Here is a 19,122-nt window from a genome sequence, read left to right as displayed (position 1 = left end):
AGCATCCGCGAACCCGCGGCACCACAACACCGCCGCGTACCTGCGGCTCTTCAAAACCGCCGCGGACCCGCGGCACCACACACCGCCGCACCCAGGCACGACCCGTGGTGGGCGGCAACAGGAAAGGAATCCACAGTGACCGTTGTGCACACCGAGGCGGGAGTCTTCGGCCGATCGCACGAGTTGAGCGCCCGCGCCCATGAGCAGGTGGTGTTCTGTGAGGACGACAGGTCCGGGCTGAAGGCGATCATCGCGATCCACTCGACGGCGCTCGGCCCGGCCCTTGGCGGGACTCGCTTCTACCCGTACGCCGACGAATCCGCGGCGTTGCAGGACGTGCTGCGGCTGTCGTGGGGCATGACCTACAAGGCGGCGGCCGCGGGCGTCGACCTCGGTGGCGGCAAGGCGGTGATCATCGGTGACCCGGCGACCATGAAGAGCGAGGGACTGCTCGCCGCCTACGCGCGCTTCGTCGAGACGCTCGGCGGGCGCTACATCACCGCGGGCGATGTGGGCACCAACACCGACGACCTGGATGTGATCGGCAGGCACACCCGCTACGTCACCGGCCGCAGCGTCGCCGCCGGCGGCAGCGGTGACAGCGCCCGGCTGACCGCGCTCGGCGTGTTCCACGCGATGCGGGCCGGCGCCGAATCCGTCTGGGGCGCGCCAACACTGGCCGGTCGCACGGTCGGTGTCGAGGGCGTCGGCAAGGTCGGCCGCGAGCTCACCGCCCTGCTGCTCGCCGACGGCGCCGAGGTCTGCGTGACGGATGTGAACGAGGCGGCGCTGCGGCGTATCGCCGCGGAACAGCCCGCGGTGCGGCTGCTGTCCACGGTGTCCACCGCGCCGGTCGACGTGTACGCCCCGTGCGCGATGGGCGCCACGCTCACCGCGTCGAGCGCCGCGACGATCGAGGCCAAGCTCATCTGCGGCGCGGCCAACAACCAGCTCGCCACGCCCGAGATCGAACAGGCGCTGACCGATCGCGACATCACCTGGGTGCCCGATTTCGTCGCCAACGGCGGCGGACTCATCCAGGTGGCCGGCGAGCTGCGCGCCGCCGCCCCTGCCGAGGTGGAAGCCGAGGTCGCCGACATCTATCCGCGCTGCCGCGAGATCATCGCCGCTGCCAAGGCCGAGGGCATCGGCACCGGTGCTGCCGCCAACCGATTCGCCGAGCGGCGTCTCGACGCCATCCCCCGGTCGCTCTGAGCGCGCCCGAGTTTCGAAGAGGAGACCACAGTGGCGATCGCGAGCGGCTTGTTCCGCACCAAATCAGTCGAACAGTCCATCCGGGATACCGACGACCCGGATTCCAAGCTACGCAAGGATCTGACGGCGAAAGACCTGACGATCTTCGGTGTCGCGGTGGTGATCGGCGCGGGCATCTTCACCCTCACCGCACGCACCGCGGGCACGGTGGCGGGACCCGCGGTCTCGCTCGCCTTCGTCTTTGCGGCGATCGCGTGCGGGCTGACGGCCCTGTGCTACGCGGAGTTCGCCTCCACCGTTCCGGTGGCGGGCAGCGCGTACACCTTCGCCTACGCCACCTTCGGTGAGGTGATCGCCTGGATCATCGGCTGGGATCTGATCCTGGAATTCGCGCTCGCGGTGTCCGTGGTCGCCAAGGGCTGGTCGCAGTATCTGGGCAATGTGCTCGGGTCGTCGGCGCCGGTGGTCCACTTCGGGTCGGTGACCTTCGACTGGGGCGCGGTCGTGATCATCGCGGTGGTCGGCGTGCTGCTGGCGACCGGGACGAAGCTGTCGTCGCGGGTCTCCGCCATCGCCGTCGCGATCAAGCTGGGGGTGATCGCGCTGGTGCTGGTGGTCGGCGCGACCTACTTCAAGCCGTCGAACCTGACGCCCTACATTCCGACCTCGGCGCCGTCGGAGAAGGCCGAAGGGCTGCGGCAGTCGCTGTTCGCCTTCCTCACCGGATCCGGTGGCACCAGCTACGGCTGGTACGGCCTGCTCGCCGCGGCCAGCCTGGTGTTCTTCGCCTTCATCGGCTTCGACGTGGTCGCCACCACCGCCGAGGAGACGCGCAATCCGCAGCGCGACATCCCGCGCGGCATCCTGGGATCGCTGGCCATCGTGACGGTGCTCTACATCGCGGTGTCGCTGATCCTCACCGGCATGGTGTCCTACACCGAACTCGCCGACGGCAACGCCACCCTCGCCACGGCCTTCGCCATCCACGGCGCGACCTGGGTGAAGAACATCATCGCCATCGGCGCCCTCGCCGGTCTGTCGACGGTGGTCATGGTGATGTTCCTCGGCCAGACGCGAGTGCTGTTCGCCATGGCCCGTGACGGTCTGCTGCCCCGCGGCCTCGCCCAGACCGGCAAGAAGGGCACGCCGGTCCGGTTGACCGTGATCGTCGGCGTGGTCTGCGCCCTGCTGGCCGGTTTCGTCGACTTCGGCACGCTCGAGGAAATGGTCAATATCGGCACCCTGGTCGCGTTCGTGATGGTGTCGGTCGGCGTGCTGGTGCTGCGCCGGACCCGCCCCGATCTGCCGCGCGGCTTCCGCGTCCCGTTCGTCCCGGTGGTCCCCATTCTCGGCGCGCTGGCCTGCCTGTGGCTGATGGTCAACCTCTCGATCGAGACCTGGCTGCGCTTCGTGATCTGGATGGCTCTCGGTGTCATCGTCTACTTCGCCTACGGCCGCAGGCACTCGGCCCTCGGTCGCGACCGACGGCAACCCGACGAGCCGGAGCTGACGCCGGTGCGATAGCCGAATCCGCTGGGCCGCCACCGCTTCACCCGTGAGCCGGTGGCGGCCCGGTCGGCGTTCGCACCCCGGGTGGCCAGCGCTTTCGACAGCCTGTGGCACTGAGTGCCAGCCCGGGTGAAATAATCCCCGGGACAGCCAGGGCAATGCGATGTTGGGAGTTCTGCAGTGGAGTTGATCGGAGTGATCGGTGGCGGCACCATGGGTGCCGGCATCGCGGAGGTTTGTGCCAAGTCGGGTAGCTCGGTGCTGGTGCTCGAGACCAAGCAGGAGTTCGCCGACGCCGCGCAGCAGCGCATCGCGACCTCGATCAGCCGGGGCGTCGCCCGCGGCAAGATCACCCAGGAGGAGGCCGACGCGGCGATCGCGCGCGTGCGGGTCACCCTGGACATCGACGAGTTCGCCGACCGCGACCTGGTCATCGAGGCCGCGCCGGAGATCGAATCGCTGAAGTACGAGATCTTCGGCAAGCTCGACAAGATCGTGAAGCCCGAGGGCATCCTCGCCACCAACACCTCCTCGATCCCGGTGATCAAGGTGGCCGGTGCCACCGAGCGTCCCGAGCGGGTCGTCGGCGTGCACTTCTTCAACCCGGTGCCGGTGATGCCGCTGGTCGAGATCATCTCGACCCTGGTGACCGCGCCGGAGGCGGCCGCGGCCGTCACCGACTACGCCAAGAACACCCTGGGCAAGATGACCGTGCAGGCCGGTGACCGCTCCGGCTTCATCGTCAACGCGCTGCTCATCCCGTACCTGTGCTCCGCGATCCGGATGCTCGAGTCGGGCTACGCCACCGCCGAGGACATCGACGCGGCCATGAAGGGCGGCTGCGGCTACCCGATGGGCCCGCTGACCCTCCTCGACACCGTCGGCCTCGACATCGCGCTGGCCGCCTCGGAGTCGCTGTACGCCGAGTTCGCCGAGCCGCACCTCGCCCCGCCCGCGCTGCTGCGCCGGATGGTGGACGCGGGTCGCCTGGGCCGCAAGTCCGGTCGCGGGTTCTACGACTACGCGAGCTGATCGCCATGACCCGCAGGAGCACCGCTCCTGCGGGTCTGCCGAGACTCAGGGTGCGGGTGCCTGCGCCGCTTCGACGCCGCCGACGACAGCCCCGACGCCCGCGCCGACCGCGGCGAACGGCGCCACCACCATGCCTACGGCGAGGCTGGCGGCGATGATGGGCATGAAGATGAGCCCGGCGGGCGCGAAGGGGAGTGCGACCACGAGGCCGACGGCCACGCCGATGATCGCGGCGGCCGCGGCGATCGGACTGGCCACGATCGCACCGACCGCCGCACCCTGCGCGGCCCTGCCGAACACGTTGGCGGCTATCTGATCCGACCGGGCGGGTGCGAACCCCTGCCCGTCCAGCATCCGCGCCAGCGCGGTCTCCGCGCCGCCGAGTGTGTCGTTGAACTGGGCGACCTGCTCCGGCGGGATGAAGTCCGGTCTGGCGACCTGGACATTGCCGATCCGCAGCACGTCGGTCGGCGCGGGAACGGGCACCGCGATCGGATCCGCCGTGCCGCCGGGTTCGCCCACCGGGACCGGCAGGCTGGCCATGGGAATGGGATCGAGCCCGACATGATTCAGGTCCAGGACCAGGCCCTGCGTCGTGGCGACGGCATTCGAACCCGCTGGCTCAGCGCCTGGCGGAGTCTCAGCCAGTGCTGGGGCGCTCGCGGCGAACACCGCGGCGCCCAGAATGCCCGCGACGAACGTCGTGCGCAGTGACCATTGTGTGCTCATATGTCGAACCTTCCTATCAAATGCTGTGGAAGAGAGACTCCTTCGCATCTGATTCGGAACCACCGGGTGGATGGATGTGAAATGGTTCGCCGCATGTTCGCGGGAGCACGGCTCCCGCGGTACACGTCAGGCCGGGGCGAGCTGGCCGGCGCCAGGGGCAGGGAAGAAACCGACCTCGATGTAGTGATCGAAGTAGCGGCTGATGACAGCCGCGTCGACCGCCGGGAATTCGATCGGCAGACCGCGGTAGGGCTCCGCGGGTGCGGCCGACTCCACCGCGCTCAGGACCGTCGCCGGGGTCGCCTGGGCGATGGCTGCGGCGTAGTTGCCGCTCAACGCGGAAGCGCGGGCCAGGATCGGGTCGGCGTCCACGCGTTCGGCGGCCCTGGTCAGAACCAGGCCGAATTCCATCGGGTCGATGAAGTCGAACTGGTACTCGCGCCGCAGGATTTCCTCGTAAACCACCTGCAACGGCACCTGCGCGCCCGCCGCCCGGTAGATGTTGCCGATCGCGGCGGCATCGCGGGACCGGCGGACGATGCCCGCCGCGACATGATCGACCGGCGCCATCTCGACACCGATCGCCCGCACGTCGACGGCGACGCCGAGCACCAGCATCGCGCGCAGCATGGTCCACCAGGCGTCCTCGGCCGGTGCGACGCCGGTGCGGGAGTCGCCGGTGATCAGGCCGGGACGGTAGACGGCGATGGGGATTCCGCGCTCGATCGCGGTGTGCACCAGCTGTTCGGCCACCCACTTGGTCATCGCGTAACCGGGCAGACCGCCAGGGACACCACTGTCCTGCGGGATACCGGCCAGCACGGACAGCGTCGACACGTAGTGGATCGGCTTGACCCGGGTGGTGGTGGCCAGGCGCAGCACCTCGGTGGTGCCGCCGACATTGGCGTCCCGCATCCGGCCATACGGCTCGAGATGGTTGACCAGCGCGCCGTTGTGATAGATCGCGTCGATCCGGGCCGCCAGCTCGGCGAAGCGCAACGGGTCGATGCCGAGGTTCGGGCGCGCGAGATCGCCTGGCACGCCGACGATCCGGTCGAGGTACGGGGTCACGTCGATGCTGTACTTCGCGGCGGTCGCGACGACCCGGTCCACCGCGCTCGCGTCGTCGCTGGCCCGGACCAGGCAGTGGATGGTGGCTCCGGTCTGCTCGAGCAGTTCACGCAGCAGGAAGCTGCCGAGGAAGCCGGTGGCGCCGGTGAGCAGGATCGTGGCGGGATCGCCGACGCGCTGGGGTGCGCAGCCGGAGAGGTCGATCGCGGGATCCAGCATCGCGTCGACGGCCGGGTCGGGACCGGCGGCCGAGGCAGCGGACTCGTCGCGCACGGCCAGCGCCAGGTCGCTGACCAGCGGATAGCTGAACAGCAGGCGCAGCGGCACCTCGATGCCGAGGCGTTCGGCGAGTGCCGCGCGGACCCGGATCGCCGACAGCGAGGTACCGCCGAGGACGAAGAAGTCGTCGTCGCGGCCGACCCGGTCGAGGTCGAGGACCTGCGCGAACACCTCGGCCACGATCTCCTCGTCCGCGGTGACGGGGGCCTGGTATTCGCGGATCTCCACGGCGGGCGCGGGCAGCGCCTTGCGGTCGAGCTTGCCGGTCGCACCGAGCGGGAACTCGTCGAGTACCAGCAGCCGGTGCGGAATCATGTACGGCGGCAACAGGGTTCGGATGGCCGCCTGCACATCGGCGACATCGACCGTCCGGTCGGCCGCCGGGGTGACGTAGCCGACGAGCTGTTCGTGGTGCACCGCCACCGCCGCGCCCGCGACGGCCGGGTGCGTGCGCAGCGCGGCCTCGATCTCGCCGGGTTCGATGCGCAGGCCGTGCAGTTTGAGCTGAACGTCGGTGCGGCCCAGGTAGGTCAGGTCACCCGAGGGCAGCCTGCGGACCAGGTCGCCGGTGCGGTACATACGCTCGCCGACGGGACCGTACGGGTCGGCGACGAAGCGTTCGGTCGTCTTGTCCGGGCTGCCGAGGTAGCCGCGGGCCAGCTGCGCGCCGGCCAGGTACAGCTCGCCGGGCGTGCCGACAGGTACCGGTTGCAGCCTGGCGTCGAGGACATACGCGCGAGAGTTCCAGTGCGGCTTGCCGATCGGGACGATCCCGTCGCCGATCTCGGTCACATCCGCGGCGGTGATGGACACCGTGGCCTCGGTGGGTCCGTACAGGTTGTGCAGCCTGCCCGCGGTGGCGGTGGTGAAGCGGGCGATCGTCGCGGTGGGCAATGCCTCACCGCCGACCCACACCGCACGCACCGACCGCAGGGCGCCCGCCGGTGCGGCCTCGAGCAGCATCTGCAGCACCGACGGGACGATGGTGGTGCCGGTAACCCGGTGCCGGGCAATGAGATCGGCCAGGTACGCCGGATCGGTGAGCCCGTGCGCGGCGGCCACGATCATGTGCGCGCCCGCGCGCAGCGGGGTGGCGAAGCCGATCATCGAGGCGTCGAAGGTCCACGGAATCGACTGCAGGACAGTGTCGTCGTCCCCCACCCCGTATTCCCCGACCATGAACGCCGCCTGGTTGACGATGGCCGAGTGCGGCACACCGACGCCCTTGGGCTTGCCGGTCGAGCCGGAGGTGAAGATGACATACGCCAGATCCAGCGTGCGCAACGGCCGCAGCCGGTCGGCGTCGGTCAGCCAGGCATCCGGGAAGGCCGACAGCGCACCGGAATTAGCGACCAGATCCACCGAGACGACCGGCAGGCCGTCGACCTCGACGGCATCGGCCGCGGTGGTCAGCACGCAAGCCGGGCGCGCGGCGGACAGGATGTCGGCGCGGCGTTCGACGGGTGAGTCCGGGTCGATCGGCACGTAGGCGCCGCCCGCGGCGAAGACCGCGTACATGGCGACGACCAGGTCGATCGACGGCCGGATCGCGACGCCGACGGTGGCGCCGGGGCCGACGCCGGTGGCCACGAGCAGCCGGGCCAGCCGGTTGATCCGGCTCGCGAGCTCGCTATAGGTGAGGGTCGACTCGGCGAAGGTGACCGCGGGCGCGTTGGGACGCCGCAGTGCCTGCGCGCGGAATTCGTCGAGCAGGGTCGGGTCGGGGACCAACCGCACGTCGCCGGACGGCTCGCTGCGCTCGGCCTCGGTCAGCAGCGGCAGGTCGCCGACGGGCCGGTGCGGTGCGGCGACGGCCGCGCTCAGCAGCCCGGCCAGGCGCAGGCCAAGGGTGGCCATCGTCGACTCGTCGAACAGGTCGGTGGCGTAGCGCCAGGAGCAGCGCAAGCCTGCCGGACCGTTGTCGTCCTCGTGCGGAACGACGGTCAGCTGCAGGTCGACCGGTGCGACCTCGTCACCGAGATCGACCGCCGACACCACCAGGTCGGGCAGTTCCAGCCGGGCGCCGCCGAAGTTCTGGAACGACAGCGCCACCTGGTAGAGCGGGTGGTGCGCCTGGGTGCGCGGCGGATCCAGTTCGGCGACAAGACGTTCGAACGGCACGTCGGCGTTGGCGAAGGCGGCCAGGTCGGTCTCGCGGACCCGATCCAGCAGGGCGGCAAAGGATTCGGCGGCGTCGACGCGGGTGCGCAGCACCACGGTGTTGACGAACATGCCGACCAGGTCGTCGAGTTCGGGCTCACCGCGTCCGGCGACGGGGGCGCCCACGGTGACGTCGTCGGTACCGGCGACGCGCGCCAGCAGCACCGACAGCGCCGCCCGCACCACCATGAACAGCGAGGCATTGTGTTCGCGCGCGAGGACTTCCAGCGCCTGATGCACGGCGGGTTCGAGCGCGAAGTGGTGCGCGGCGCCGCGACTGCCCGCGACCGGCGGACGCGGGCGGTCCGTCGGCAACTCCAGCAGGGTCGGGGTGCCGGCGAGCTCGCCGCGCCAGTAGCCGAGTTGCCTGGCCAGCAGCGAGCCGGAATCCTCTGCGGCGCCGAGCATTTCCTGCTGCCACAGGGTGTAGTCGGCGTATTGCACCGGCAGCGGTGTCCAGTCCGGCGCCGCGCCCTCGGTCCTGGCGACGTAGGCGGTCATCAGGTCGCGGGTGAGCGGGCCGAGGGAGAAACCGTCGGTGGCGATGTGGTGCACCACCACGGCCAGCACATGCTCGGACTCGGAGAGCTGGAACAGCGCGGCGCGCACGGGAACTCGCGCGCAGACGTCGAAGCCGCCGAAGGTCAGCCGGGCCAGCTCCATCCGCAGGTCGGCCTCGGCGATCGCGGCGACGGCCACGTCGAGTCCGGCCTCGGCCACCGGCAGCACGCACTGGTGGCCCTGGCCGTCGTGCTCGGGGTAGACCGTGCGCAGGACCTCGTGCCGTTCGAGCACGTCGTCGAGGGCGGCGGTGAGCGCGGCGCCGTCGAGCGGGCCGGACAGGCGCAGCGCGACCGGGATGTTGTACGCGCTGGAACCTGGGTCGAGGCGCGCCATGAACCACATGCGCTGCTGCGCGAGCGAGAGCGGCACCCGCTCACCGCGCTCGCGCCGGGTCAGCGGCACCCGCACGGCCGCGTCACCGACCAGCGCGTCGAGCGCGGCGGCCAGGTCGGCGACCGTGCCGTGTTCGAAGACCGTCCTGGCGGGCACGCGCACCCCGGTGACCGCGCCGAGGCGGCCGGCCAGCTGGGTCGCGAGCAGGGAGTTGCCGCCGAGGGCGAAGAAGTCGTCGTCGCGGCCGATCGGGTCGGCGCCGAGCAGCTCGGCGAAGACCGCCGCCACGGCGTGCTCGGTGCCGGTGCGCGGCGCTTCGAAGGCGCGGGCGGTGAGCTCCGGTTCGGGCAGCGCCTTGTAGTCGAGCTTGCCGACCGGAGTCAGTGGCAGGCGCTCGATCGGCACGATGGCGGCCGGGACGGCGTGCTGCGGCAGCCGCTGCTCGGCCAGGCGGGTCAGCGCGGCCCGGTCGACCGTGGCACCCGCCGCGGGCACCACATACGCGACGAGCGCGTCGACGCCGCTGGGCAGGGTGCGCACGAGTGTGGTCGCGAAGCGGACGGAGTCGTCGGAGGTGAGAACGGCGTCGATCTCGCCCAGTTCGATGCGGAAACCGCGCAGCTTGACCTGGGCGTCGGTGCGGCCGAGGAAGGTCAGCTGGGGTTCACCGTCGGCGGTGAGCTCCCATTTCACCAGGTCACCGGTGCGGTAGAGCCTGCCGCCGGTGATCGGGTCGGCGACGAAACGAGCCGCGGTCAGCCCGGCGCGCTCGTGGTAGCCGCGGGCAAGGCCAGGCCCGGCCAGGTACAACTCGCCGGGGACCCGATCCGGCACCGGCTTCAAGCGCGCATCGAGGACCAGCGCCGACATGCCGGGAATCGGCCCGCCGATGGTGATCAGGTCGCCGGGGGTCAGCGGATCGCTGATCGAGGCCGCGACGGTGGTCTCGGTCGGGCCGTAGAGGTTGTAGAAGTTGCGGCCGGGCGACCAGCGCGCGATCAGTTCCGGCGGGCAGGCCTCGCCACCGACGACGATGGCGGCCAGCTCCGGCAGGCCCGACCCGTCGACACCGGCGAGCGCGGCGGGGGTGATGAAGGCATGGGTCACCCGCTCGGCACGCAGCAGTTCGGTCAGCTCGTCGCCGCCGTAGATGTCGGGCGGGGCGATCACCATGGTCGAGCTGGCGCCGATGGCGAGGAGCAGTTCGAGGATGCTGGCGTCGAAGCTGGGCGAGGCGAAGTGCAGGGTGCGGGCCGCGCCGGTGATGCCGAAGCGGCGGATCTGCTCGGCGCACAGCCCGGCCAGACCGGCGTGGGTGACGGCGACGCCTTTGGGGACGCCGGTCGATCCGGAGGTGTAGATGATGTAGGCGATGTCGGCGCCGAACATCCTGCGGGTGCGGTCGGCGGCCGACACCGGCGCGTCCGAGGCCGAGGCCAGTTCCTCGCGGCACTCGGCGGAATCCAGTGCCAGCCACCGCAGTCCCGCGTCGAGCCGCGCCGCGTCGGCGGCCAGGGCCAGGCCGAATCCGGCGCCGGAGTCGGCGAGCATGTGCGCGACGCGTTCGGCCGGGTAGCGCGGGTCGACGGGCACGAACGCGGCACCGGTCTTGGCGACGGCCCACAGCGCCACGATCGCCTCGATCGATCGGGTCAGCGCCAGGACGACCCGGTCATCGGGGCCGACGCCGCGACCGATCAGCACCCTGGCCAGCTGGGAGGACTGCTGGTCGAGTTCGGCGTAGGTGATGGTCTGCCCGGCGAAGCTCACCGCGGGCGCCTCGGGGGCGCGCTCCACGGCGGCCATCAGCAGGCGCGGCAACGTGGACACGGGCGCTCGACGGCCCCGCCGTGCGGCGGAAGAGCGGACGCCAGAAGCTTGCTCAGTCACCGGTATGTGTTTCCCTTCACCATCGATCACCCCAGCGATCGCACTACTCGAACGTCGCCTGGACTCTCGGCTACACCGGGGTATCGGGAAATTCCTGCGTGACGGTACCGCAAATATCTCATCAATTTCGGGGCAGCGGCAATTTAGGGGTTTCAGTTCGGGCCGACTGGGTATAGGGCAACCGTCCGGTATGTAACCCAGGTCATACGCAGGAAATACGCAGCGCGAACGACCTCGCGGCGGACGTGACCTTTTCACATTTTGCGTCGAATCCCGCGCCGGGCTGGACCTGCGAATCTTCCGCTACCCGCCATCGGGAAACGCCTTTACCGGAGACCGCGAACGCGATCCCCGGTAGCGGACGAGCAGATTCGAGCGGAGTTACCAGGCAGTAGCGGACGCTGTTTCCGGTACCCGCCGATCGGCCGACGGATCTTGCACGCGCGTGTTCCCCGCTTCGATCCATTCGGTGTCGAGCACGCCGTGGCGCGAGCGGTCGGCGCCGCGCACCGCGGCCTCGCACCGGCGAGCCAGATCGCGCCGATCCACGCCGGGATACTCGAGCGGCTCGAGCACGATCTCGGCGGTCATGCCCTTGCTGCGCAGCACACGCTTGGCCGAGTCGGCGAAGGTGTCGTCACCGACGAAACCCGGGACGGTGCATGGCACTCCGTGCCGGTCCAGATAGCGCAGCCGGACCGGCTGGACCGGGGTCGTCGTATCGATCGCGGCCTGGAACATGGCGGGCCGCATCGAACCGTAGGCCCGGCCGCACCAGGTGGTGCCCTCCGGGAAGACGGCGATCCGGTTACCCTCGGCGAGCCGTTGCGCGACCTGGCCGACCACACCCGGCAGTTCACGCAGCCGCGCCCGCTCGATCGGGATCACCCGGGTGAGCTGCGCGAGCTTGCCCAGCACCGGCCAGTCGACCATGTCGGCCCTGGCGACGAAGCTGACCGGCTGCACCGCGGCCAGCGAGACCACGTCGACCCAGCCGATGTGGCCGGTCACGACCATGACCGCGGTGCCGGGGTCGGCGAAACCGGCGTTCGACGCGCCCTGCCCGTCCGCGCGGTTGTCGACGATGCGCAGCCGCATCCCCAGGCAACCGAGCGCGGCACGGGCGTAGCGGCGCTGCAGGTTCTCGCGCCGCGACTTCGGGGTCGCGGCGGTCAGCACCGGGAAGGTGAGCACGAGTCCGATCACGCCGGCCAGCCGGGCGAGGACTCTGGCGGTACCGACCTCGTCGATCGGTTCGATGCAGCGAGACCCACAGGGGCTCGACGGCATCCACGAGTGCGATGCGGTGGCGGGCGGCGCGTCGAACACCATGGCGGTTACTTCCCGTCGAAATTGGCGGCCGCGCTCTGCAGCCGCTCCAGATACCGGGTGTTGATGGTTTCCATGCCGAGCAGGGCAACGAAGTCGGCGACCGCGAAGTCGGGGTCGTGCGCCGGTTCGCCGCAGATCTCGGCGCCCAGGCGCAGGTACCCGCGTAACAGCGGTGGCAGCTTGGGCCGGCTCGGCGGGGTCAGCTCGTCGAGGGACAGGCCGTCGACGACGACCGGGCGGTACGGGTGCACGCGGCGCTCGGGGTCGCACGCGTGGCGGCCGAGCAGCATGTCGCGCACGCCGCGCACGTTCACACCGGCCGGGTCTTGGGGGCTGTCCTGCATCGGCACCGAGACGCAGCCCATCACCCAGTCGTAGCCGGTGAGCTGGATGTAATGCAGGATGCCCGCCCACATCAGGGTGAGCACCGAGCCGTTGCGGTGATCGGGCACCACGCAGGCCCTGCCCATCTCGACGATCCGGTAGCCGGTCGGGTCGAGCTGGGTGAGATCGAATTCGGTCGCCGTGTAGTACCCGCCCGCGGCGGTCACCTTGTCCGGCGGCAACATCCGGTAGCAGCCGACGAACTGCTCGGTGAACTCGTCACGGACCAGCAGGTGGTCGCAGTGCTCGTCGAATCGGTCGGCGTCGAGGCCGGTCCCGTTGTCGGGCATCTGGAACCCGGGTTCGGAGGCGAAGACCTGGAATCGGAGTCGCTGGGCGGCTTCCCTGTGCTCGGCATCGGACGCGACGACCAGAGAGTACCGAGACTTCCCCACCCCGGAGTCCGGCGCCGGCGCGGTCAACACGGACGAAATTGTCATACCGCTGATGAAGCCAGTCCGAGCTGGCATCGGGGCGACGCATCGGTGTCGTGTCGATGCCCGTTCGGTGAACGAGACTCCCATCACACCGCGCGTTCACCGATGCGCTGCTTATCGTTCGCCCACCTGCGGGTTTCTAGCCGAAGAGTCCGGTTCCGGGGCTGGATCGGGCTGCGAGATCCGACCTGGCGGCCCGCATTCCGATGGCCCGGAACGGCGATCGGCCCGCCGTCGCACGGCGGGCCGATCACGGTGTTCCTCAGGCGGCCGATCGCGCGGGTTCGGTGCGCTCGCCGGTCCGCTCGGCCTCGTCGAAGCCGGGGCGCGCGGTGCCGATGAAGGCGACCAGCCACGACGCGACCGCGGCGAAGCGGTTGCGGAAGCCGACCAGATACATCAGGTGCACGGCCAGCCACATCCCCCAGGCGATGGTGCCCCGGAAGGTGATCCGGTCGTTGAGCTTCACGACGGCGCTGAAGCGGCTGATCACCGCCATGCTGCCCTTGTCCCAGTAGACGAACGGCGTGCCGGCGTCCTTCTTGCGCCGGATGATGTCGGCGGCGTGGCGGCCCTCCTGCATGGCGACCGGCGACTGGCCGGGGTAGCCGTTGAGCGAGGTCATGTCGCCGATGGCGTAGATGTCGGCGTGGCCGCCGACGGTCAGGTCGGGGTTGATCAGCAGCCTGCCAGCGCGGTCGGTCTCGGCGCCGGTGGCCTCGGCCAGCAGCGCCGCGAATCCGCCCGCCTGCACACCGGCCGACCACACCACGGTCTCGGCGGCGATGCCGCGCTCGATGCCCTCGGCATCCTTGACCGTCACCTTGCCCTCGTCGATATCGGTGACGAAGGTGCCGAGCAGCACCTCGACGCCGCTGTCGGTGAGCGAGCGCTTCGCGTACTCCGAGAGTCCGCCGCCGAACGGGGGCAGCACCGCGTTCGCGCCCTCCACCAGGGTCACCGAGACCTCCTGGTGGAAGTGCCGCTTGGCGAGCTCCTTGATCTGGCCCGCCACCTCGACGCCGGTCGCGCCCGCGCCGACGACGACGAAGCTGAGCAGCCTGCGCCGGGTCGCCTCGTCGGCGTTCTCGGCCGCGGCGAACACCGAGGCGATCTGGTCGCGCAGGCGCTGGGCGTCGTCGATGGTCTTGAGCGAGAAGGTCTTGTCGGCGAAGTCGTCGCGGCCGAAGTAGCTCTGGCTGGCGCCGGTGGCGGCGATCAGCGAGCCGTAGCTGATCTGACGGGTACCCTCGGCGGTCTCGTAGGTGAGGACGGCGGCGTCGGCATCGATACCGGTCACCTTGCCGAGCCGGACATCGGCTTCGGGGTGGCGGCGCAGTACGTTCTTGATCGGCGGGGCGATCTCCTCCGGCGCGAGCACGCCGGTCGCCACCTGGTAGAGCAGCGGCTGGAACAGGTGCTCGGGCGTGCTCGAGATCAGGACGTAGTTGATTCGTGACTTGCTCAGTTGCTTGGCAGCGGCGAGTCCGCCGAAGCCCGAACCGACGATGACGACATCCGTGTGTTCCATGATCGCGCGCTCCAAGATCGGTAATGAGTCCTTTCATATGAGTAAACGCGATGCGGAACGCAGATGTTTCCGGTGTTTGGGCGCATACTGAAGATGACTCTTATCTGCATAACTAATAAATAGGAGGTACCTGGTGGAACTTCGCCAGTTGGCGTACTTCGTGGCGGTGTGCGAGGAGCTCAGTTTCAGCCGCGCCGCGAGCCGCTGCTTCATCTCCCAATCCGCGATCAGCCACCAGATCGCGAGACTCGAACGTGACCTGGGCGCGCAGCTGTTCGAGCGCACGACCCGCGCCGTCGTCCCCACCGACGCGACCCTGCGCCTGCTGCCGCTGGCCAAGCAGATGCTGAGCCTGGAATCGGCGATCCGCGCCGCCGTGCGCACCACCGGGCCGCGGATCCGGCTGGCGGCCAACATGTCCTTCGCGGCCCGTTCCCTGTCCGCGATCGCCGCCGCCCGCGCCGCCCACCCCGACGCCGAGATCGAGTACGTCATCAAGCCGTTCCGGCAGCGGATCACGGCCGTGGCCGACGGTGACTGCGATCTGGCGCTGATCCGCGGCAGTGTGGATCAGCCGGGGCTGGCGGTGGAACAGCTGTGGGTCGAGGATCTGGTGATCGCGATCTCGAGCAGTCATCCGCTGGCGGGCAAGGGGGTCGTCACCCTCGCCGACCTCAGCCCGTATCCCCTGCTCCTGCCGCCCGAGCAGGAACAGGTCCTGCTACACACCCTGATTCGCTCGGCCTTCGCCGACCTCCCCGTCGGCCCCACTTTCGGGCCGCCGATCCCGCCCGACCACACCGCGACGATGGAACTGCTCAACCGGCCCGAGTCCTGGACTGTGCTCTACGAGGGTCCGACCAAGGGCCTGCTCACCCTGGATCTCACCGACCACCGGCTCCGGATCCCGGTGTCGGCGGTGCTGCGCGAGGACGCACGCCAGAATCCGATCGTGAACACCCTGCTGGATGCGTTGCATCGGCGGTGAACGCGGGGTGTCGCACGCCGGTGCCGGTCGGCGGGGCGGCGCCGCGAAGGTGGGCAAGATGCTGAAGCACCGCCGAGACACCCCGGAGGCGAGGCACCAGGTAGTCGATGAGTCCGTTCCTGCGCGACGCTGGTCAGTTGTCGACACCGGCGACCGCTGCGCAACGGCTGGCCAGTCGTCGACACAGGCGGCAGCGCGGCACGGCTAGCCGATCGGTGCGACGGCCAATGCGCGGGCGACGGCCAGGTGCAGGGGCACGGCCTCTTCGTCTTCGTCCTCGACCGACCAGATGATCTCCTCGATCGCGCGCAGGAAGGCCCAGCCGCGGGCACGGTCGGCCGGGATGTCGAGGTCCCGTGCCGTCGCGGCGACTACGGCACGCGCATGCTCGGGGGTCGGCGCCGACTGCACCTGGATCATGATCAGGAAGCCCGCGTCGAAGGCGGCCTCACCGAGGTAGGGCTTCGGGTCGATCAGCAGCCACGGCTCCCGTTCGGCGGCAACGATATTGCCGAGATGCGTGTCGCGATTCACGACGAGCAGTGCGCCCGCCGGGACAGCGAGGCGCGCGCACCAAGCCAGTGCCTGCTCGCGCAGATCCTCCGGAAGGACCTCGGCGAGTTCGGGTTCCGGCTGCTGGAGCCGTGACGTCCACCGCACGACCATGTCGGTCGCTCTCGGCAGTATCGGATAGCCCTCGGGAACGCCGACCGGCTCGCGCCGCAGCCGACGAAGCACCGTGCACGCCAAGCGAACCCGGTCCGCGTTCTCCGGCCTGCCCTCCAGACTCGGAAACCCCGGCTGCTCGAGCAACGGCGCTCCCGGCCGCGCCCACTCCATCAGCATCGCGCCACTGTCGGCATCGAACCGGTACAACGCGACGGCGCCGTCCCCGCCGTAGCAGTACAACCCGGTCGCCTCCGCGACGTTCTCCTCGTCGACCACGGGCACCTTGAGCACCGCCACCGACCCGTCGCCCCGCCGCACCGGCGCGACGAACGCGTGCGTGCCACCCTCGAACGCGGGGCCGATCACCGTCAACTCCCAAGCCCCACACAGCTTTTCCACCAGCCCGGGCAGGCCATCGAGCCACCGCTCCCCGTCGGCCCCGAACACCTCCCGCACCGTCTCCTCGACCTCCGGCGGCACCTCGATCGGCAATGTCGTCACCCACCTCACCCTGCCACGCCCACCCGCGTCAGCGCATTACCACCTGACCGGGGCGGCGACACGGCGCGATGAAGTCCCGGACACCTCGGGGGACGAACCCTTCCCGGCCGGCTCGAAACCCGCTCGACAGGCGATGGTCGGCCTGCAATTCTGCCCAGATGACCGACACGCCTCCGCCCGAACTCCCCGCCGGTTACGAAACCTCCGCCGCGACCGCCCGCATCGATGCCGCCCGCGTGCACACCTGGTTGTCCACCGACTCGTACTGGGCCATGGGCAGAACCCGCGAGCTGCAGGACCGCGCGATCGCGGAATCGCTCAATTTCGGTGTCTACGACAGCGTTTCGGGCGAGCAGGTCGCCTACGCCCGGGTGGTTACCGACCGGGCCACCTTCGCCTGGCTGTGCGATGTGTACGTGGATCGCGCGGTGCGCGGCAAAGGCGTCGGCGTCGCCTTGATCGCCGCGGTCCGCGACCACCTGGCCCCGTACGGCCTGCGCCGCGTCATGCTCGCCACCCACGATGCCCACCCCCTGTACGAGAAGTTCGGCTTCGAACCCCTCGCCGACCCCGAGAAGTGGATGGTCCTAGGCCGTCCGGTGAACACCCCCGACAGCCTCTAGCCGATCCGGCGGCGGCACCTCGATCGGCACAGCTGTCTCCGGGCCACTGCCACGCCGGGCACCAGCGCTCGCCTACACGAACCCCTTCTCGACGAGTCGCCGTCGACAGTCCGCAGGGTGCGCCAAGCTCCCAGTTCAAGTCGGTTGCCGATCAGAATGCCAGTGCGACCCAGTCGATCTCGATGGCGAACGGGTATGGGAACGAGATGCCGGTCGCGGAGTCAGGTGCCCACTGGCCTGCCAGGAGGTAGTTGGCGTGGTGCAGAGGACGCACGCCCGGCGGGAGCTCGGCATGACCGATCTCGAGGATGTAGACGCGGAGCGCTGCGATGCCGGTGAGATCCTGTGTCAGTTCGACTTCCCAGTACGACGGAACGCTGGCCCCCGCGTACCGAGCCTTCTTCGCTTCCATCTCGGACGGGGTATTCGACGGCGACAGGACTTCGCCCACCAGTACGGTGTCGGCGGCGCGGACGTCGGCCCCCGGCGGCAGGCAGCGGTGCACGAGGAAGTCCGGGGTGACGAAGTCGGACTTACCGGTATTGCCGAAGAAGACATTCGTCTCGAGGTTTGTCCGCCAGCAGCGCTGCGGATCCGTGGACATCACCTGTCGTGCACAACGTTCGATTTCATTGGTCAGACGGCGCATCGCTGTCTGGTGTTCACCCGGCCCCCGGCGCATCCACACGACTCGCCCATCCCACAACTCGATCTGGGCGGCGATCTCCTCGGGTAGCTTCTCCAGCTCTGCCCAAGTCATCGACTCGGGCAGGTCAGGGCGGTCGGCGACGCTCGGCATGGCCATTCACACATCCTACGCAGCGGCTATGCCGTCTCTCACGAGACGCAAGCGGCCCCGACCGGAAACCCGGGCGGGGCCGCACTGCGCTCAGCGCTGAGACCTTAGCCCTTGTGGGACTTCACGGCCTCGGTCAGCTGCGGGGTGACGTTGAACAGGTCGCCCACGATGCCGTAGTCGGCGATCTCGAAGATGGGAGCCTCTTCGTCCTTGTTGACCGCGACGATGGTCTTCGAGGTCTGCATGCCGGCGCGGTGCTGGATGGCGCCGGAGATGCCGAGGGCGATGTAGAGCTGCGGGGAGACCGTCTTACCGGTCTGACCCACCTGGAACTGGCCCGGGTAGTAGCCCGAGTCGACGGCGGCACGCGAGGCGCCGACGGCGGCACCGAGCGAGTCGGCCAGCGCCTCGACGACCGCGAAGTTGTCGGCGGAACCGACACCACGGCCGCCGGAGACGACGATGCTCGCCTCGGTCAGCTCCGGACGGTCGCCGCCCACGATCGGCTCACGCGAGACGATCTTGACGACGCCGTCTTCCTGGGCCGGAACCTCGACGACGACCTGCTCGCCGGCGCCGGCCTGCGGGGCCGCCTCGATGGCGCCAGGACGGATCGAGATCACCGGCACATCGCCGGTGGCCTTGGCGTCGACGGTGAACGCGCCACCGAAGATGGAGTGCACGGCCGAGCCGTCGGCGTTGACGCCGATGACGTCGACGAGCAGGCCGGAGCCGATGCGCGCGGCGAGGCGGCCCGACACCTCCTTGCCCTCGGCGGTGGCGGCGACCAGCACGGCGGCGGGCGAGGCGGACTCGACCAGGCCGGCCAGCACGTCGACCTTCGGGGTGACCAGGAAGCCCTCGATGTCGTCGGACTCGGCGACGTAGATCTTCTCGGCGCCCGCGGCGGCCAGCGCGGCGGCCAGCTTGTCGGCGGTACCGGCCGGGCCGGTGACGACGGCGGCGGGCTCGCCCAGGGTGCGGGCGGCGGTGAGCAGTTCGGTGCTGATCTTCTTCACGGCACCGTCGGCGTGCTCGATGAGCACAAGTACTTCAGCCATTGTTCTTTCTCCTTC

The 19,122-nt window shown here is 69.8% G+C and carries 13 protein-coding genes; 5 read left to right on the top strand and 8 right to left on the bottom strand.

The annotated features are described in order from the left end of the window. Nucleotides 1-135 precede the first annotated feature (135 nt). The 3 genes from ACWF9G_RS23770 to ACWF9G_RS23760 all read left to right on the top strand — a co-directional run bounded on the left by ACWF9G_RS23770 (nt 136) and on the right by ACWF9G_RS23760 (nt 3,756). Nucleotides 136-1,215, top strand: a complete 1,080-nt coding sequence (locus tag ACWF9G_RS23770) for a Glu/Leu/Phe/Val dehydrogenase dimerization domain-containing protein (protein ID WP_452517980.1) — start codon at nt 136-138, stop codon at nt 1,213-1,215. A 30-nt stretch (nt 1,216-1,245) separates the two neighbouring features. Continuing rightward, nucleotides 1,246-2,739: an APC family permease gene (locus ACWF9G_RS23765; RefSeq protein ID WP_452517978.1), complete on the top strand. Its 1,494-nt coding sequence runs from the start codon at nt 1,246-1,248 to the stop codon at nt 2,737-2,739. Between the two features lie 165 nt (nt 2,740-2,904). Beyond that, nucleotides 2,905-3,756 carry a 3-hydroxybutyryl-CoA dehydrogenase gene (locus ACWF9G_RS23760; protein WP_452517976.1) on the top strand — a complete coding sequence of 284 codons (852 nt, stop codon included), beginning with the start codon at nt 2,905-2,907 and terminating at the stop codon, nt 3,754-3,756. Nucleotides 3,757-3,801: 45 nt separating this feature from the next. Here the strand turns inward: ACWF9G_RS23760 and ACWF9G_RS23755 are convergent, their stop codons facing one another. From ACWF9G_RS23755 to ACWF9G_RS23735, 5 genes are all read right to left on the bottom strand, one after another. Further along, nucleotides 3,802-4,485, bottom strand: coding sequence for a hypothetical protein (locus tag ACWF9G_RS23755; protein WP_452517974.1), 684 nt, complete (start codon nt 4,483-4,485; stop codon nt 3,802-3,804). A gap of 126 nt (nt 4,486-4,611) precedes the next feature. After that, nucleotides 4,612-10,722 (bottom strand): amino acid adenylation domain-containing protein, encoded by a 6,111-nt coding sequence (locus ACWF9G_RS23750; RefSeq protein ID WP_452517972.1) that lies wholly within the window; start codon nt 10,720-10,722, stop codon nt 4,612-4,614. Nucleotides 10,723-11,163: 441 nt separating this feature from the next. After that, on the bottom strand, nt 11,164-12,114 hold the full coding sequence (locus ACWF9G_RS23745; RefSeq protein WP_452517970.1) for a lysophospholipid acyltransferase family protein: 951 nt from the start codon (nt 12,112-12,114) through the stop codon (nt 11,164-11,166). Nucleotides 12,115-12,119: 5 nt separating this feature from the next. Continuing rightward, complete coding sequence (locus tag ACWF9G_RS23740; protein WP_379305242.1) at nt 12,120-12,938, bottom strand: GNAT family N-acetyltransferase; 819 nt, start codon at nt 12,936-12,938, stop codon at nt 12,120-12,122. 259 nt (nt 12,939-13,197) lie between these two features. Then, nucleotides 13,198-14,466: an NAD(P)/FAD-dependent oxidoreductase gene (locus ACWF9G_RS23735; RefSeq protein WP_452517968.1), complete on the bottom strand. Its 1,269-nt coding sequence runs from the start codon at nt 14,464-14,466 to the stop codon at nt 13,198-13,200. Between the two features lie 133 nt (nt 14,467-14,599). Here ACWF9G_RS23735 and ACWF9G_RS23730 point away from each other — a divergent pair, with 133 nt between their 5' ends. Further along, the gene (locus ACWF9G_RS23730) at nt 14,600-15,454 is read left to right on the top strand and encodes a LysR family transcriptional regulator (protein ID WP_189027249.1); all 855 of its coding nucleotides are present in this window, start codon (nt 14,600-14,602) and stop codon (nt 15,452-15,454) included. Between the two features lie 204 nt (nt 15,455-15,658). Here the strand turns inward: ACWF9G_RS23730 and ACWF9G_RS23725 are convergent, their stop codons facing one another. Beyond that, entirely contained in the window at nt 15,659-16,624 is a 966-nt protein-coding gene (locus ACWF9G_RS23725) for an aminoglycoside phosphotransferase family protein (protein WP_452517966.1), read from the bottom strand. Nucleotides 16,625-16,782: 158 nt separating this feature from the next. On the opposite strand from ACWF9G_RS23725, the gene ACWF9G_RS23720 reads away from it, so the two are divergent. Then, entirely contained in the window at nt 16,783-17,247 is a 465-nt protein-coding gene (locus tag ACWF9G_RS23720) for a GNAT family N-acetyltransferase (protein ID WP_452517965.1), read from the top strand. Nucleotides 17,248-17,398: 151 nt separating this feature from the next. Here ACWF9G_RS23720 and ACWF9G_RS23715 read toward each other — a convergent pair whose 3' ends face one another. Next, nucleotides 17,399-18,052, bottom strand: coding sequence for a Uma2 family endonuclease (locus tag ACWF9G_RS23715; protein WP_452517963.1), 654 nt, complete (start codon nt 18,050-18,052; stop codon nt 17,399-17,401). A 98-nt stretch (nt 18,053-18,150) separates the two neighbouring features. Further along, nucleotides 18,151-19,107, bottom strand: a complete 957-nt coding sequence (locus tag ACWF9G_RS23710) for an electron transfer flavoprotein subunit alpha/FixB family protein (protein WP_379305260.1) — start codon at nt 19,105-19,107, stop codon at nt 18,151-18,153. Between the last annotated feature and the right edge of the window lie 15 nt (nt 19,108-19,122).

It is taken from the genome of Nocardia sp. NPDC055029 (assembly GCF_053608525.1).
Note: the sequence above shows the minus strand (reverse complement) of the source record. Positions and strands in the feature narration are given on the sequence as shown.

Coding starts and splice junctions, on each gene's coding strand:
- ACWF9G_RS23755 (WP_452517974.1), bottom strand. CDS start 4,485: ATGAGCACACAATGGTCACTGCGCACGACGTTCGTCGCGGGCATTCTG.
- ACWF9G_RS23710 (WP_379305260.1), bottom strand. CDS start 19,107: ATGGCTGAAGTACTTGTGCTCATCGAGCACGCCGACGGTGCCGTGAAG.
- ACWF9G_RS23715 (WP_452517963.1), bottom strand. CDS start 18,052: ATGGCCATGCCGAGCGTCGCCGACCGCCCTGACCTGCCCGAGTCGATG.
- ACWF9G_RS23720 (WP_452517965.1), top strand. CDS start 16,783: ATGACCGACACGCCTCCGCCCGAACTCCCCGCCGGTTACGAAACCTCC.
- ACWF9G_RS23745 (WP_452517970.1), bottom strand. CDS start 12,114: ATGGTGTTCGACGCGCCGCCCGCCACCGCATCGCACTCGTGGATGCCG.
- ACWF9G_RS23735 (WP_452517968.1), bottom strand. CDS start 14,466: ATGGAACACACGGATGTCGTCATCGTCGGTTCGGGCTTCGGCGGACTC.
- ACWF9G_RS23740 (WP_379305242.1), bottom strand. CDS start 12,938: ATGACAATTTCGTCCGTGTTGACCGCGCCGGCGCCGGACTCCGGGGTG.